The following is a 15,931-nucleotide window of genomic DNA, read 5'->3' as shown; positions in this document are numbered from 1 at the left end:
CGGGGGCTGCCTATCAATGGTGCTCATTGACGCACAAGCCGGAGCCACGCCTTGCCCCTTCACGATTCCGAATTGGCGATGCTGCGCGATTTCGGCCGCCGCAACCGCGTCCGGCTCAAGACCCAGATCCTGCTGCGCTGGATCGCCGTGGCGGGCCAGACCGGCGCGGCGCTGGTCGCCGCGCTGGTCTACGGCCTCGTCTTTCCCACCGGCCTCGTGGCGATCACCATCGGGGCGGCGGGCATCGCCAACCTGCTCGCCGCCTTCCTGATGCCCGCGACGCGGCGGCTGAGCGAGCGGGAATCCACCGCGATGCTGGTCTTCGACGTGGCGCAGCTGTCGGTGCTGTTGTGGCTCACCGGCGGGATCGACAACCCCTTCGCGCTCTTGATGCTGGCCCCGGTCACCATCGCGGCGACGATGCTGCGGTTGCCGGGCCTGCTGCTGGTGGGGGGGCTGGCGCTGGTGTCGGTGACGGTGCTGTGGCTGTGGGGCCTGCCGATCCTGTCGCCGCAGATGACCCAGCTGTCGCCCCCCGCCCTGCTGAGCTTCGGCGTCTGGCTGGCGCTGGCGGTCGGCATCATCTTCATCGGGCTCTACGTGCGCCGGGTGACGATCGAGATGCAGGCCATGGGCGACGCGCTGGCGGCGACGCAGCTGGCGCTGTCGCGCGAGCAGAAGCTGACCGATCTGGGCGGCGTCGTCGCCGCCGCCGCGCATGAGCTGGGCACGCCGCTGGCCACCATCACGCTCACCGCCGCGGAGCTGGCGGACGATCTTTCGGACAATCCCGAACTGGCCGAGGACGCGGCGCTGATCCGGGCGCAGGCGATCCGCTGCCGCGACATCCTGCGTTCCATGGGCCGCGCGGGAAAGGAGGACACCCACCTGCGGCAGGCGCCGCTGGAGGCGGTGGTGCGCGAGGCGGCGGAGCCGCATCTGGCGCGCGGGCGCGAGGTGGTCTTCGCGGTCGGGGCCGAGCCCGAAAACGGCGAGGAGATGGACGCGCAGCCGCTGATCCACCGCCGCCCCGAGATCGTGCACGGGTTGCGCAACCTCATTCAGAACGCCGTCGATTTTTCGGAAAGCCGGGTCGAGATCGACCTGTCATGGACCGCCGACAGCGTCATGGTGAAGATCGAGGATGACGGGCCGGGCTTTCCGCCGGGGCTGATCGGACGGATCGGCGATCCGTTCATGCGCTCGCGCCGCAGGCCGGGCTACGACGGCATGGGGCTGGGGCTGTTCATCGCGAAGACGCTGCTGGAACGCTCCGGCGCGCGGCTCAGCTTTGCCAATGGCGGCGCGCAGTTGCGCGCCAGCGGCGCGGCGGCCGGCGGCGCCATCGTGCTGCTGGCCTGGCCGCGCGACAAGATCGAGGCGGCGCCCGCCGCGGGCACGCCCAACCCGCATTTCCTGCCCTGAGACGCTGCGTCACGCCCCCGCGACGCCTCGTCACCGCGCCGCGGGGTTAACCCACGGTTAAGATTTGCTTTCCAATCTGGGACGCACCCGTAAAAGTTGCGTGCCATATGCCCTTTGCTCCCTTGTTCCTGCTCTTGATCGTGGCCTGCGTCTCGACCCTGTCGGCGACCATGATCGTGGCCCTGTCGGGCAGGATCATGGCCGCCGCCCGGCCCCGCGGCGTCGCCTCCGACGCGCGCAGCGTCTTTCTGTTCGACGGCGATTGCCTGATCGACGCCAGCCCGCCGGCCCGGCGCCTGCTCGACCGGATGGAGGGCGCGGGAACCGAGCGCGAGCTTCTGCTCGACCTTCTGGAGCACCGCTTTCCCGGCCTGCGCGACCGGCTGCGCGGGCTCGACGGCGATGGTCGCAGCTGGATCGAGGCGCGCGGCGGGCTCGGCCGGATCGAGATCGAACACTGGGACGGGCTCTTGCGGCTGACCCTGTGCCCGGACGGGCCGCACGGCGCGGCGCCGGGCCCGGTCGACCCGATCGCCTTCGCGGCGCTGCAGGACGAGCTGGAGACGCTGCGTTGCATCGGGGAAGACGCGCCGCAGCTGATCTGGAAGCTCGACCAGGACGGGCGGCTGAGCTGGGCCAACCGCGCCTATATGCGGCTTCTGGAGACGCAGGCCGCCACGGCGGCGGACGGATCCGCCGACCTGTTCGGCGCGAAGACCTTCGCGCCCGCCGGTTCCGACACCGAAAGCTGCCGTGTCAGCCTGCCGCCCGCCGGGGACGCGCGCCGCCGCTGGTTCGAGATCACCCGCATCCAACGCGGCACCGAGCATGTGCATTTCGCGCTCGACGTGACCGGGATCGTCGAGGCCGAGCAGGCCCGGCGCAAATTCGTCCAGACCCTGACCAAGACCTTCGCGCAGCTCGCCATCGGTCTTGCCATCTTCGACCGCGACCGCAAGCTCGTCATGTTCAACCCGGCCTATCACGACCTCACCGGGCTGCCGATCGCCTTTCTCAGCTCGCGCCCGCAGGTGCAGACCGTGCTCGACCGGCTGCGCGACAGCAACATGCTGCCCGAGCCCAAGGATTACACCAGCTGGCGCGAACAGGTCGCCGCGCTCGAGGCGCAGGCCGCGCGCGGCACCTATTGCGAAACCTGGTCGCTGCCCGGTGGCCGGACCTTTCGCGTCACCGGGCGGCCGCACCCGGACGGGGCCCTGGCCTTCCTGTTCGAGGATATCAGCGCCGAGATCTCGCTCAGCCGGCATTTCAGGGCCGAGATCGACACCGCGCGGGCGGTGCTCGACACGCTGCCCGACGCGGTCGCGGTGTTTTCGGCCGGCGGCGTGCGGCTGTTGCACAACGCCGGCTACGACATGCTCTGGGGCGCGCCCGATCCCGGTCTCGCGGATATCGGGCTGAGCGACGAGATCGCGCGCTGGCAGCGCCTGCTCGCGCCGTCGCCGGTGCTCGGCGAGCTGCGCGATTTCGCCGGCGCCTTCGGCGAGCGGGCCGAATGGTCCGACCGGCTGCGGCTTCATGACGGGCGCGCCATGGGCTGCCGCTTCACGCCGCTGCCCGGCGGCGCGACGCTGGCCAGCTTCCAGCTCGATGCGCCGGACGCGCCCCGCGTCATCGCGCCGCTCAATGACGACACCGCGCCCGACGGTGCAGCGCAGCTTCGCGCAGGCGGCGGCTGACGGGGCGTTTCGGCTTGCAGCACACGGCCCAGCGCATAGGTTGCGGGCATGAGTTTCACCGCCGGTCCGATCCTCCTTCCCGACGAATCGCGCAGCCTTGATCTGGCAGCCCGGCTCGCTCCGCATCTGCGCGCGGGCGACACGCTGCTGCTGTCGGGCCAGATCGGCGCGGGCAAGAGCTTTTTCGCGCGCGCGCTGATCCGCGCCCGCACCGGCAATCCCGACGAAGAGGTGCCATCGCCCACCTTCACGCTGGTGCAAAGCTACGACGCGCCCGGCGCCGAGATCTGGCATTGCGACCTCTACCGGCTCGGCGACCCGTTCGAGCTGGTGGAGCTCGGTCTCGACGAGGCGATGGGCCACGCCATCTGCCTGATCGAATGGCCCGACCGGATGGGCGACATGGCGCCGCAGGGCGCGCTGTCGCTGGACTTCGAGGCGCGGCCCGATGGCCATGTCCTGACCTTCTCGGGGCCGGAGGCATGGCGCGCCAGGCTGGAGCCCGTCCTTGACTGAGACCTGCGCCTTTCTTGCCCGGCACGGCCTGTCGGATCACGCCCGAACGGCGCTGGCCGGGGATGCGTCGGCGCGCCGCTACGAACGGCTGACCGGCCCCGGCGGCGAAAGCCTGATCCTGATGATCTGCCCCGAGGACGGGCTGGCGGCGCTCGACGCCTTCGTGACAATCGCCCGGCACCTGACCGGGATCGGCCTGTGCGCGCCGCGCATCCACGCGCTCGACCGCGCGGCGGGGCTCGCGGTGATCGGGGATCTCGGTCCCGTGCAGGTGGCGCAATGGGCCGAGACGCATCCGGGCGACACCGCGCCCTATGCCGCCGCGATCGACGTGCTCGCCCGGCTTCAGGCCGCAGCGCCGCCCGACGGGCTGTCGCGGCTGACGCCCGGGATCGGCGCCGAGATGATCGCCCCGCTTGGCGAATGGTACGCCCCCGGTCTCGACCTCGCGGCGCTGCAGGCGGGTTTGCGCGCGGTGCTGGAGCGGCACGCGCCCGCGCCTTCGGCGCTCGCGCTGCGGGATTTTCACGCCGAGAACCTGATCTGGCGGCCCGACCGCGCGGGCACCGACCGGATCGGTCTTCTCGATTTCCAGGACGCGCTGCTGGCGCCCCCCGAATACGATCTCGTCTCGCTCTTGCGCGATGCGCGCCGCGACGTGCCGGACGACCTGCGCGCCGCGATGATCGCCCGCTTCGCCGCCAAGACGGGGCGTGATGCGGACACCGTCGAGGCGGCCTGCGCCGCGCTGGGCGTGCAGCGCAACCTGCGCATCCTTGGCATCTTTGCCCGGCTTGCCCGCCGCGACGGCAAGACCCGCTACCTTGCGCTGATGCCGCGCGTCCGGGGCCAGATCGCGGCCGATCTGCGCCACCCCGCGCTCGCATCGCTGGCGCCCCACGCCGCCGCCCTGCCCCAGCCCGAGGAGTTCGCCCCATGACGTCCCAAGCGCCCGGCGCCATCATGATCTTTGCCGCCGGTCTTGGCCGCCGCATGGGCCCGCTCACCCAAAGCCGCCCCAAGCCGATGGTCGAGGTGGCGGGCCGCCCGCTGATCGACCACGCGCTCGACCTGACCGCGCCGCTGATGCCGCTGCGCCGGGTGGTCAACCTGCACCACAAGGGCGAGGTGCTGCGCGATCACCTCGCGGACCGCGACGTGATCCTGTCGGATGAAAGCGACCGGCTTCTGGAAACCGGCGGCGGGCTGCGCCGGGCGCGGCCCCTGCTCGGCCCCGGCCCGGTCTACACGCTCAACTCCGACGCCATGTGGTCCGGGCCCAACCCGCTCCTGGCGCTGCGGCGCGCCTGGGATCCCGCGCGGATGGAGGCGCTGCTCTTGCTCTTGCCGCGCGAGAACGCGCTGGGCCATACCGGCGAGGGCGATTTCATCGTCGCCCCCGACGGGCGGCTTTCGCGCGGGCCGGGCCATGTCTATTCTGGCGCGCAGATCATCCTGCCCGACGGGCTCGACGCGATCCCCGAAGAGGCCTTCTCGCTCAACCTGCTGTGGAACGAGATCGCCGCGAGGGGCAGGCTGTACGGCGTGGTGCATGACGGACGCTGGTGCGATGTCGGCCGTCCCGACTGCATTCCGCTGGCCGAAGGCATGATACAGAACGACCATGTCGTCTGAGACCTTTCCCGATGCCGGGCCCGCCCATCTCTATGCCCTGCCCTGCGGCGTCGATTTCGCCGCAGGTCTGGTGGCCGGGCTGCGCGCGCGCTTTGGCGACAAGGGCCCCGAGGCGATGGCCCGCGTCACCGTCTATCTCAACACCAACCGGATGCGCCGCCGGGTGCGCGACATCTTCGACGAAGGTCCGCCGACGCTGCTGCCGCGGCTGCGGCTGATCACCGATCTGGCGCTCGATCCGCTCGGCCCCGAGCTGCCGTTGCCGGTGAACGGGCTGCGCCGCAGGCTGGAGCTGACGCAGCTCGTCGCCCGGCTGATCGAGGCGCAGCCCGATCTCGCCCCGCGCGCCGCGCTGTATGATCTGTCCGACAGCCTCGCGAGCCTGATGGACGAGATGCAGGGCGAAGGCGTGACGCCGGACGACATCGCAAAGCTCGACGTGACCGACCTGTCGGGCCACTGGGCGCGCAGCTTGCAATTTCTCAACATCGTCAATGTCTGGTTCGGCCCCGACGCCGCTCCCGACCGCGAGGCGCGCCAGCGCATGGCGGTGGAGCGGTTGGTCGACAGATGGGCCGACGCGCCGCCCGCCGACCCGGTGATCATCGCGGGCTCCACCGGGTCGCGCGGGGCGACGGCGCTGCTGCTCGACGCGGTGGCGCGGCAGGCCAATGGCGCGGTGGTGCTGCCCGGCGTCGACATGGACCAGCCGCAGGAGGTGTGGGAGCGGCTCGACGAGGCGCTCGCCGCCGAGGACCACCCGCAATTCCGGTTTCGCCGCATCCTGCGCATGCTCGACATGGAGGCCGCCGACCTGCGGCTGTGGCACGACACCCCCGCCCCGTCGGAGGCGCGCAACCGGCTGGTGTCGCTGTCGCTGCGCCCGGCGCCGGTCACCGACCAGTGGCGCGACGAGGGGCCGGGGCTTGGCGATCTCGGCCCCGCGACCGAAGCGCTGACGCTGCTCGAAGCGCCATCGCCCCGGATGGAGGCCGAGACCATCGCGCTGCGGATGCGCGCCGCCATCGACGAGGGCAAGACCGTGGCGCTCGTCACCCCCGACCGGATGCTGACCCGGCAGGTCTCGGCGGCACTCGACCGCTGGGATCTCGTGGCCGATGACAGCGCGGGCGTGCCGCTGCCGCTGACGCCGCCGGGGCGGTTTTTGCGCCTGGTGGCCGAGATCATGGGCGAACGGCCCGGCCCGGCGGCGATCCTGTCGCTCCTCAAGCACCCCTTGTGCCATTCGGGCCGCGACCGCGGCCAGCATCTTTTGCGCACGCGCGAGCTGGAACTGTGGCTCAGACGCGAAGGCGCGGCCTATCCCGACGACGCGGTGCTGCGGCGCTGGGCCGAAAAGACCGGCGCGCGCGATCCGGGGCGGATGGGCTGGGCCGACTGGCTCTGCGCGGCGCTGGATCTCGTGCCGAACGGCGCGGACAAGCCGCTTTCGGAGCATCTCGCCTGCCATCTGAAGCTGGCCGAATGCCTCGCCTCCGGGCCGGGCGCAGAGGGCAGCGGCGGGCTGTGGGACGAGGCGGCGGGCCGCGCCGCGCGGCAATGCTGCGACGGGCTGGCCGAACAGGCCGACGCGGCGGGCGAGATGGGCACGCGCGACTACCGCTCGCTGTTTCTCGGCGTGATGCGCAAGGTCGAGGTGCGCAACCCCGATACCGGCCACCCCCAGGTTCTGATCCGTGGCACGCTGGAGGCGCGGGTGCAGGGGGCCGATCTCACCATCCTTGCGAGCATGAACGAAGGCGCGTGGCCCGAGGCGCCGCCCGCCGATCCGTGGCTCAATCGCAAGATGCGCGCGCAGGCCGGTCTGCTGCTGCCCGAACGCCGGATCGGCCTGTCGGCGCATGACTACCAGCAGGCGGTGGCGGTGCGCGAGGTCTGGATCACCCGCTCGACCCGGTCGTCGGATAGCGAAACCGTGCCCTCGCGCTGGATCAACCGGCTGACCAACCTGCTCGAAGGTCTGCCCGACCAAGGCGGCCGCACGGCCCTGGCCGAAATGCGCGCGCGCGGCGCCGATTGGCTGGCGCGCGCCACGGCGCTGTCGGTGCCGCAGGCGCGTGTGCCCTCCGCCCGCCGCCCCAGCCCGCGCCCGCCCCTCTCGGCGCGGCCCGACAAGCTTTCGGTCACCGCGATCCGCACCCTGATCCGCGACCCCTACGCGATCTATGCCAGCCGCGTCTTGCGGCTGCACGGCCTCGATCCGCTGACGCCGAACCCCGACGCGGCGCTGCGCGGCACGGTGCTGCACGAGGTGTTCGAGCGGTTCCTGAAGGAGGGCATCGCGCCCACCGATCCCGGCGCCAAGGCCCGGCTGATGGAGGTCACGGAGGAGGTGCTGAACGACCAGTGTCCATGGCCGACCGTGCGCCGTCTCTGGATCGCGCGGATCGCCCGGATCAGCGACTGGTTCCTGACCACCGAGGCCGCGCGCCAGACGCTCGCCGCGCCGCGTCATTTCGAGATCGACGGGGCCGCGCGGATGGAGGATCTGAACTTCACCCTGACCGCGCAGGCCGACCGGATCGACGAGGGGCCAGACGGCTTTCGGATCTACGACTACAAGACCGGCGCGCCGCCCAGCGTGGCGCAGCAGAAGGTCTTTGAAAAACAGCTCCTGCTCGAAGCGGCGATGGCCGAGCGCGGCGGGTTCGAACAAAAGGGCGCGCGTGCGGGCCGGGTCGCGGGGGCCTCTTATATCGGGCTGGCGGGCAAGGGCACGACCGTGGACGCGCCGCTCGACGAGATCCCCCCCGACCAGGTCTGGGCGCAGCTGCGCGCGCTGATCGCCCGCTGGCAGGAGCCGCAGCGCGGCTATTCGGCCCGCATGGCGATGATGAGCGACAAGGACCGCAGCGATTACGATCATTTGTCGCGCTTTGGCGAATGGGACTTTTCGCAGCCCGCCGAAGGGGAGGATGTCGGATGATCCGCGACGACGCGACCGAGCGGCAGGTCCGCGCCGCCGACCCGGCCAATTCGACCTGGCTTTCGGCCAATGCCGGGTCGGGCAAGACCCGCGTGCTCACCGACCGGGTGGCGCGGCTGCTTCTGGACGGCACCGATCCGCAGAACATCCTGTGCCTGACCTACACCAAGGCCGCAGCCAGCGAGATGCAGAACCGGCTATTCCGCCGCCTTGGCGAATGGGCGATGATGGAGGACGCGGCGCTGCGCGAGGCGCTGGAACGGCTGGGCACGCCGCAGGCGATCACGCTGCGTTCCGCGCGCACGCTGTTCGCCCGCGCGATCGAGACGCCGGGCGGCCTGCGCATCCAGACGATCCATTCGTTCTGCGCGGGGCTGCTGCGCCGCTTTCCGCTGGAGGCCGGGGTCAGCCCGCAATTCACCGAGATGGAGGACCGCACCGCGCAGCTTCTGCGCGCCGAGGTGGTCGACGCCATGGCCTCGGGGCCGGAACGCCCTCTCGTCGACGCGCTGGCGTTGCAGGCGCCCGAGGGCAATTTCGACGCGCTCTTGTCCGAGATCACGGCGCGGCGCGAGACGTTCCTGAACGATGCCGACGACGCCGCGCTGGCGGCGTATTTCGACGTGCCCGCCGGTCTGACGCTGGGGCGCTACTACGACGTCTGTCTCGAGCCGGACGATTTCGACACGCTGGGCGCGCTCAGGCTGCTGCTGCGGCAGGGCACCGCCAACGATCTCAAGGCCGCAGGCAAGCTCGACAGGGTCGACCTTCGGGCCGCGCCGGATGCGGCCCTGCTCGACCTTCTCGAAGGGCTGTTCCTGTTCGGCGCGAAGGCCGCGGCGCCGTTCGGCGCCAAGATCGGCAAGTTTCCCACCAAGAAGCTGCGCGAAAGCGACCCGGCGCTGATCGAGCGGCTCGACGACCTGATGGCCCGGATCGAGGAGGGGCACGCGACCCGGCTGGCGCTGGTGGCGCTGGAAAAGACCCGCACTCTCGACGCCTTCGCCCGTGCCTTCGTGCCCGCCTATGAACGGCGCAAGCTGTTGCGCGGCATGCTCGATTTCGACGATCTGATCGGCAAGGCGCGCCGTCTTCTGACCGATCCGGCGGTGGCGCAATGGGTGCTGTTCCGGCTCGATGGCGGCATCGACCACATCCTCGTGGACGAGGCGCAGGACACCTCGCCTGCGCAATGGGCGGTGATCGAGCGGCTGGCGCAGGAATTCGCCGCCGGCGAAGGCGCGCAGCCCGAGCGCCGCCGCACGATTTTCGTCGTCGGCGACAAGAAGCAGTCGATCTATTCGTTCCAGGGCGCCGATCCCGAGGGCTTCGACCGGATGCAGGCGCATTTCGCGGAGCGGCTGGAGGCGGCGGGGGCGGGTCTGAACCGGCTCGATCTCGAACATTCCTTCCGCTCCTCGGAAGCCATCCTGCGCGCCGTCGACGCGACCTTCGTGGGCCCGCATCGCGAGGGTCTGGGCGGCGAGGTGCCGCACCGCGCGTTCAAATCGGCGATGCCGGGCCGGGTCGATCTCTGGCCGCCGGTGGAAAAGCCGGAAAAGGACGAGGAGGCGCCCGACTGGACCGATCCGGTCGACCGTCCGGGCGACACCGACCCCTCGGTGGTGCTGGCGCGGCGCATCGCCGACGAGGTGGTGCGGATGAAGGCCGAAGAGACCATCCCGGTCGAGCGCGGCCATTCGGGCGTCTATGACCGCCGCCCCGTGAGCGAGGGCGACGTGCTGATCCTCGTGCAGCGGCGCTCGGCGCTGTTTTCCGAGATCATCCGCGCCTGCAAGGCGGCCGGGCTCAACGTGGCGGGGGCCGATCGGCTGCGCATCGGCGGCGAGCTGGCGGTCAAGGACATCGCGGCGGTGCTGCGCTTTCTCGCGCTGCCCGAGGATGACCTGTCGCTTGCCTGCGCGCTGCGCTCGCCGCTTCTGGGTTGGAGCGAGAGCGATCTCTATGCGCTTGCCCATGGCCGTCCCGGCCATCTGTGGCCCCGGCTGCGCGACGCGGGCGAGAGGTTCCCGGACACCATGGCCGTGCTCGACGACATGCGCCGCCAGGCCGACTTCCTGCGGCCCTACGACCTGATCAACCGGCTGCTGTTGCGCCATGATGGCCGCCGCCGCCTGCTCGCGCGGCTGGGCCCCGAGGCCGAGGACGGGATCGACGCGCTGCTGTCACAGGCGCTGTCCTACGAGCAGGCGGAGGTGCCGGGCCTCACCGGGTTTCTCGAATGGCTGGAGACCGACGAGCTGGAGATCAAGCGGCAGGCGGAATCCGCCGGGGACCGGCTTCGGGTGATGTCGGTGCATGGCGCCAAGGGCCTTGAGGCGCCGATCGTGATCCTGCCCGACGCGGCCAAGCGCGAGGTCCGGCTGCGCGACCGGCTTTATGACGCGGGCGCGGCGCAGCTTTGGGCCGGGCCCGCCGCCGAGATGCCCGAACCGATGCAGGCGCTGCGCGAGAGCCTGATCGACGCGCAGGAGCGTGAACGCCGCCGCCTGCTCTACGTGGCGATGACGCGGGCCGAAAGCTGGCTGATCGTCTGCGCGCCCGGCGAGACCGGCGATGCGGGGCAAAGCTGGCACGCCACGGTGGCCGAAGGTCTGGAGCGGCTCGGGGCAAAGACCATGCCGATGCCCGGCGGCGAGGGGGTGCGGCTGGCCCATCTCGACTGGGCCTGTGGCGATCTGAAACCGCCCCGCGCCGCCGCCGCCGAATTGCCGCCGCCGCCCGCCTATCCGCCCGTGGCCCTGCCCGAGGCGGAGGCCGCGACGCTGTCGCCCTCCGATCTCGGCGGTGCGAAGGTGATGCCGGGCGATGCGGAGCCGGTGGATGGCGACATAGCGCGGGCACGCGGCACGCTGATGCACCTGCTGCTCGAACACCTGCCCGCCCTGCCCGCCGATGACCGCGAGGCGCAGGGCCGCCGCCTTCTGGACAATGCCGAAGAGACGGCGGAGCTGGACGAGACAGAAACCCTGCTGGCGGACGCGCTGGATCTCGTCGCCGCGCCGGGGTTTGAGGCGATGTTCGCGCCCGGCACGCTGGCCGAGGCCGGGATCACCGCCGGGGTGCCGGCGCTGGGCGACCGGCGGCTGCATGGTGCGGTCGACCGGCTGGTGATCGAGCCCGACCGCGTGCTCGCCATCGATTTCAAGACCAACCGCGTGGTGCCGGATCGGCCCGAGGACACGCCAGAGGGCATCTTGCGGCAGATGGGCGCCTATGCGGCGATGCTGGCGCAGCTGTGGCCCGACCGTCGGATCGACGTGGCGGTGCTGTGGACGGCCCAGGCCCGGCTGATGCCCCTGCCCCACGATCTCGTGATGGCCGCCTTGCGCCGGGCCGCCCATTGACGCGCCAAGGCCGCGTCCTTACGTCTCTGATCCAACCTGAGACCCAAGGAGAGCCCGATGGCCACCGTTGCAGTCAATGACGCGAATTTCGACGCCGAAGTGCGCCAGTCCGATGTCCCCGTTGTGGTGGATTTCTGGGCGGAGTGGTGCGGCCCCTGCAAGACGATCGGCCCGGCGCTCGAAGAGCTGTCCGAGGAATATGGCGACCGCCTGAAGGTGGTGAAGGTCAACGTGGACGAGAACCCGAATTCCCCCGCCCAGCTGGGTGTGCGCGGCATTCCGGCGCTGTTCCTGTTCAAGGATGGCGAGATCGTCTCGAACCGTGCCGGCGCCGCGCCGAAGGCCGCGCTCAAGGGCTGGATCGACGAATCGATCTGATCGCCCCGACATGACGATGATCAAGGCGCCTTCGGGCGCCTTTTTCATGCGCGGATCAGGCTCTGATGCTGTCCGATCCCCGGGCAAACTTGCCCTTCGCGCCCCCGACCCCCATATCGGCCCGGACGGTGACGGGGCCCTCCCTTTCACCATTCGATAAAATACGCATGGCGCGCGGATTGCCCCGCGCCCGACAGGAGGCAAGATGAGCGACGACTTCCCCGGCTGGCATGGCACGACGATCATCGGTGTGCGCAAGGGCGGCAAGGTGGTGATCGCGGGCGACGGCCAGGTGAGCCTCGGCCAGACCGTGATCAAGGGCACCGCGCGCAAGGTGCGCAGGCTTTCCCCCGGCGGCTACGAGGTCATCGCGGGCTTCGCGGGATCGACGGCGGACGCCTTCACCCTGCTGGAGCGGCTGGAAAAGAAGCTCGAGGCGACGCCCGGGCAGCTGGCGCGCGCCAGCGTCGAGCTGGCCAAGGACTGGCGCACCGACAAGTACCTGCAAAAGCTCGAGGCGATGCTGATCGTGTCGGACGGCAAGGATCTTCTGGTCATCACCGGCGCGGGCGACGTGCTCGAGCCCGAGCATGACGTGACCGCGATCGGATCGGGCGGCAACTTCGCGCTCGCCGCGGGCCGCGCGATGATGGACACCGATCTCGACGCCGAGGAGGTGGCGCGCCGCGCCATGGCGATCGCGTCGGACATCTGCGTCTACACCAATGGCAAGCTGACGGTCGAAACGCTCGAAGCGTAAGTTTCCTCGACGAAACTCACCAGGATCCTTCGAAGGATCCTGGCGTGCATCGACCCCCGGACAAGGACCCCCATATGAGCGACCTGACCCCCCGCGAGATCGTCTCCGAGCTCGACCGCTTCATCATCGGCCAGAAGGAGGCCAAGCGCGCCGTCGCCGTCGCCCTGCGCTCGCGCTGGCGGCGCAAGCAGCTCGGCGCGGATCTGCGCGACGAGGTGTATCCCAAGAACATCCTGATGATCGGCCCCACCGGCGTCGGCAAGACCGAGATCTCGCGCCGTCTGGCCAAGCTGGCGCATGCGCCCTTCCTCAAGGTCGAGGCCACGAAGTTCACCGAAGTGGGCTATGTCGGCCGCGACGTGGAGCAGATCGTGCGCGACCTGGTCGAGGCCGCGATCTTCCAGACCCGCGAGCAGATGCGCGAGGACGTGAAGTCCAAGGCGCATGAGGCCGCCGAGAACCGCGTCATCACCGCCATCGCCGGCACGGATGCGCGCGACCAGACCCGCGAGATGTTCCGCCGCAAGCTCAAGGATGGCGAGCTCGACACCACGATGATCGAGATCGAGGTGACCGACAGCTCCAACCCGATGCAGGGCATGGACATCCCCGGCCAGCCCGGCGGCATGATGAATCTCGGCGATCTCTTCGGCAAGGCGATGGGCGGTCGCAAGGTGAAGAAGCGGGTGACGGTGGCCGAAAGCTACGACCTGCTGATCGCCGACGAGGCCGACAAGCTTCTCGACGACGAAACCGTGACCAAGGCCGCGGTCGAGAATGTCGAGCAGAACGGCATCGTGTTTCTTGACGAGATCGACAAGGTCTGCGCGAAATCCGACGCGCGTGGCGCCGATGTCAGCCGCGAGGGCGTGCAGCGCGACCTCTTGCCGCTGATCGAGGGCACCACGGTGTCGACCAAGCACGGCCCGATCCGCACCGACCACATCCTGTTCATCGCGTCGGGCGCGTTCCACGTGGCCAAGCCGTCGGATCTTCTGCCCGAGCTTCAGGGCCGCCTGCCGATCCGGGTGGAGCTGCGCGCGCTGACCGAAGAGGATTTCGTCCGCATCCTGACAGAGACCGACAACGCGCTCACCCGGCAATACACGGCGCTGATGGGCACCGAGGAGGTGACGGTCGAATTCACCGAAGGCGGCATCGCGGCGCTGGCGCGCATCGCGGCCGAGGTGAACCGCTCGGTCGAGAATATCGGTGCGCGGCGTCTCTACACCGTGCTGGAGCGGGTGTTCGAGGAGCTGAGCTTTACCGCGCCCGACCGCGCGGGCGAGACGATCATTGTCGACGAGGCTTTCGTCGAGGCGCATCTGGGCGAGCTGTCGCGTTCGACCGACCTGTCGCGCTACGTGCTCTAGACCTCGCGCCAGACCCCTTTCGCCTTGGCGAAACGGGCGGTCTGGATGATCTCGAAACGGGGCCGGTGCTCGGCCCCGTATCGCTCCACCTTGATCCGTTCGGGTTCGATGTGGAGCAGGTTGAAGTTGTTGGTCTCCTCGCGCAGACGCGACGACAGCCCCGTGCCCGCCTGCACCAGAAGCACCCCCGGCGCCGCCGTCAGCGGCGCCACGGCGGCGTTGTGCAGATGCCCCGACAGCACCACGTCGGCGCCGCAGCGCCCCAGGCAGGCCACGGCGGCGCGCGCGCCGCGCATCAATCGTTTCTCGGTGCCCGGATCATGTTCGAGCGGGTGGTGCATCATCGCCAGATGGGTGCGCCCGTTCGGCGCCCCGGCAAAGGCGTCGCAGACCCGGCGGATGGTGCGCTGGCTGATCTTGCCCGATTGCCACGCGAAGCGGTTCACCGTGTTGACCCCGAGCAGCGCCACCTCTTCATCGGTGAATTCCGGCTCCAGCTCGGGGCTGATCATGTGGCGATAGCGGTGAAACGGCTTGACGAAGCGCAGCCACGGATTGTCGATCGGCGTGTCGTGATTGCCCGGCACCGTGAGCACCGGCGGTTCCAGCCGGGCGATGAAATCGGCAGCCTGCGCGAATTGCCTTTCGCGGGCGCGCTGGGTCAGGTCGCCGGAAAAGGCCACCATGTCGGGTGCGAGCCGGTTGATCGTCTCGACCAGCGGGTCGAGCAGGTCCGCGCGGGTGCGGCCGAAATGCAGATCGGAGATGTGCAGCACGCGTCTCATGCCACGGCCTCGTCCGCGTGGTGGGGCGTGATGATGCGGAAGGCGTTGCGCACCATCTCGAACTCCAGCGGGCCCTCCATGGTGAATTTCTCGCCGTCGCAGGCGACGAGCTGGCGCCTGCGCTTGAGATGAATCGTCATCCGGTCGGTGCAGATCAGCTCGAAATCCTCGCCCAGCCGCATCTGTTTGACCGCGAGCCGCACCGCGTCCGACATCAGCCCCAGCCGTCCCTCATCGGGGGCCACGAACACCGCGAACCCGCCCTCGCGGATGCAATCGGCGCCCTGCAGCCCGAAATGGTCGAGCTGGAACGCCGAGCGCGCGGCAAAGACCAGCGGCGTGCGAAACCGCCGCCGCGTGCCGTTCGCCTCGAGCTCGACCTTGAGCGGGCGGCGAAAGCGCCAGAACGTCTTGAGCACCGACCAATGCGCCGCGATGCGCCTGCGGCCCCAGCGGCGATAGACGGTCTCGCGCTCCTTGAGGATCGCCGGGTAGACGCCGATGCTGGCATTGTTGAGAAACACCCGGCCATTGACCGTGCCGAGGTCGATAGGCTGCGAATGTCCCCCGGCGATGATGCGGGCCGCGCGCTCGGGGTCTTCGGGGATGCCGTAGCCGCGCGCGAAGAAGTTGAACGTGCCCAGGGGCAGCACGCCCAGCGCGCTGTCCGACCCCTTGAGCGCGGAGGCCACGGCCATGATCGTGCCGTCGCCCCCCGCCGCCACCACCGTGGCGCAGCCGTCGCGCACCGCCTGCCGCGCCGTCTCGGCGATGTCGCGGCCCTTCACGTGATAGAGCGCGGCCTCGGGGCCGAGCACCTTCATCGCGCGATCGATAGCCTCGGCCTCGCGGCTGTTGCGGCCCGATCGGTCATTGCAGATCACGCGGATGCCGCCCCGGTCCGGGGCGGGTCGGGCGGCGGTCGGGTCGGACATGTCCGGCGGGCTCCTGAAAGGGTTCGGGGGACAAACGCTTGGAGTCTCGGAAGGTTTCGAAGCGTATCGGCTTCCCCCCCGGCGCGATCGCTGGCACCAATGCCGCGAA

12 protein-coding genes are annotated in these 15,931 nt (G+C 70.1%); 10 read left to right on the top strand and 2 right to left on the bottom strand.

The genetic code is table 11. The annotated features are described in order from the left end of the window. Positions 1-51 precede the first annotated feature (51 nt). The 10 genes from regB (at position 52) to hslU (ending at position 14,102) form a co-directional block, all read left to right on the top strand. Positions 52-1,425, top strand: coding sequence for a sensor histidine kinase RegB (regB, locus tag LOKHON_RS03505; protein ID WP_017927785.1), 1,374 nt, complete (start codon positions 52-54; stop codon positions 1,423-1,425). 122 nt (positions 1,426-1,547) lie between these two features. After that, on the top strand, positions 1,548-3,125 hold the full coding sequence (locus LOKHON_RS03500) for a PAS-domain containing protein (RefSeq protein ID WP_162561751.1): 1,578 nt from the start codon (positions 1,548-1,550) through the stop codon (positions 3,123-3,125). 48 nt (positions 3,126-3,173) lie between these two features. After that, entirely contained in the window at positions 3,174-3,641 is a 468-nt protein-coding gene (tsaE, locus tag LOKHON_RS03495; RefSeq protein ID WP_017927787.1) for a tRNA (adenosine(37)-N6)-threonylcarbamoyltransferase complex ATPase subunit type 1 TsaE, read from the top strand. Beyond that, complete coding sequence (locus LOKHON_RS03490; protein ID WP_017927788.1) at positions 3,634-4,581, top strand: aminoglycoside phosphotransferase family protein; 948 nt, start codon at positions 3,634-3,636, stop codon at positions 4,579-4,581. The genes tsaE and LOKHON_RS03490 overlap by 8 nt, the downstream gene beginning before the upstream one ends. Further along, positions 4,578-5,276 (top strand): nucleotidyltransferase family protein, encoded by a 699-nt coding sequence (locus tag LOKHON_RS03485; protein ID WP_017927789.1) that lies wholly within the window; start codon positions 4,578-4,580, stop codon positions 5,274-5,276. Before LOKHON_RS03490 ends, LOKHON_RS03485 begins: the two co-directional genes overlap by 4 nt. Beyond that, a complete protein-coding gene (gene addB, locus LOKHON_RS03480) occupies positions 5,266-8,223 on the top strand; it encodes a double-strand break repair protein AddB (RefSeq protein WP_017927790.1) in 2,958 nt (985 codons plus the stop codon). Before LOKHON_RS03485 ends, addB begins: the two co-directional genes overlap by 11 nt. Beyond that, on the top strand, positions 8,220-11,591 hold the full coding sequence (addA, locus tag LOKHON_RS03475) for a double-strand break repair helicase AddA (protein ID WP_017927791.1): 3,372 nt from the start codon (positions 8,220-8,222) through the stop codon (positions 11,589-11,591). Before addB ends, addA begins: the two co-directional genes overlap by 4 nt. A gap of 57 nt (positions 11,592-11,648) precedes the next feature. After that, positions 11,649-11,969 carry a thioredoxin gene (gene trxA / locus LOKHON_RS03470; RefSeq protein WP_017927792.1) on the top strand — a complete coding sequence of 107 codons (321 nt, stop codon included), beginning with the start codon at positions 11,649-11,651 and terminating at the stop codon, positions 11,967-11,969. Between the two features lie 205 nt (positions 11,970-12,174). Beyond that, positions 12,175-12,729 carry an ATP-dependent protease subunit HslV gene (gene hslV, locus LOKHON_RS03465; RefSeq protein WP_017927793.1) on the top strand — a complete coding sequence of 185 codons (555 nt, stop codon included), beginning with the start codon at positions 12,175-12,177 and terminating at the stop codon, positions 12,727-12,729. A gap of 74 nt (positions 12,730-12,803) precedes the next feature. Beyond that, complete coding sequence (gene hslU / locus LOKHON_RS03460) at positions 12,804-14,102, top strand: ATP-dependent protease ATPase subunit HslU (protein ID WP_017927794.1); 1,299 nt, start codon at positions 12,804-12,806, stop codon at positions 14,100-14,102. Here hslU and LOKHON_RS03455 read toward each other — a convergent pair. After that, positions 14,099-14,887: a metallophosphoesterase family protein gene (locus tag LOKHON_RS03455; protein WP_033315439.1), complete on the bottom strand. Its 789-nt coding sequence runs from the start codon at positions 14,885-14,887 to the stop codon at positions 14,099-14,101. The two genes, hslU and LOKHON_RS03455, sit on opposite strands and share 4 nt — an antisense overlap. Next, positions 14,884-15,822, bottom strand: a complete 939-nt coding sequence (locus tag LOKHON_RS03450) for a diacylglycerol/lipid kinase family protein (protein WP_017927796.1) — start codon at positions 15,820-15,822, stop codon at positions 14,884-14,886. The genes LOKHON_RS03455 and LOKHON_RS03450 overlap by 4 nt, the downstream gene beginning before the upstream one ends. Between the last annotated feature and the right edge of the window lie 109 nt (positions 15,823-15,931).

Origin of the sequence: Limimaricola hongkongensis DSM 17492, from assembly GCF_000600975.2 — a bacterium.
GTDB lineage: Bacteria > Pseudomonadota > Alphaproteobacteria > Rhodobacterales > Rhodobacteraceae > Limimaricola > Limimaricola hongkongensis.
This window is presented reverse-complemented; position numbering and strand designations above follow the sequence as displayed.

Bases quoted from the DNA above. Each gene is read 5' to 3' on its own strand.
- trxA (WP_017927792.1), top strand. From the start codon at position 11,649: ATGGCCACCGTTGCAGTCAATGACGCGAATTTCGACGCCGAAGTGCGC.
- LOKHON_RS03455 (WP_033315439.1), bottom strand. From the start codon at position 14,887: ATGAGACGCGTGCTGCACATCTCCGATCTGCATTTCGGCCGCACCCGC.
- addA (WP_017927791.1), top strand. From the start codon at position 8,220: ATGATCCGCGACGACGCGACCGAGCGGCAGGTCCGCGCCGCCGACCCG.
- LOKHON_RS03450 (WP_017927796.1), bottom strand. From the start codon at position 15,822: ATGTCCGACCCGACCGCCGCCCGACCCGCCCCGGACCGGGGCGGCATC.
- LOKHON_RS03485 (WP_017927789.1), top strand. From the start codon at position 4,578: ATGACGTCCCAAGCGCCCGGCGCCATCATGATCTTTGCCGCCGGTCTT.
- hslU (WP_017927794.1), top strand. From the start codon at position 12,804: ATGAGCGACCTGACCCCCCGCGAGATCGTCTCCGAGCTCGACCGCTTC.
- hslV (WP_017927793.1), top strand. From the start codon at position 12,175: ATGAGCGACGACTTCCCCGGCTGGCATGGCACGACGATCATCGGTGTG.
- tsaE (WP_017927787.1), top strand. From the start codon at position 3,174: ATGAGTTTCACCGCCGGTCCGATCCTCCTTCCCGACGAATCGCGCAGC.
- addB (WP_017927790.1), top strand. From the start codon at position 5,266: ATGTCGTCTGAGACCTTTCCCGATGCCGGGCCCGCCCATCTCTATGCC.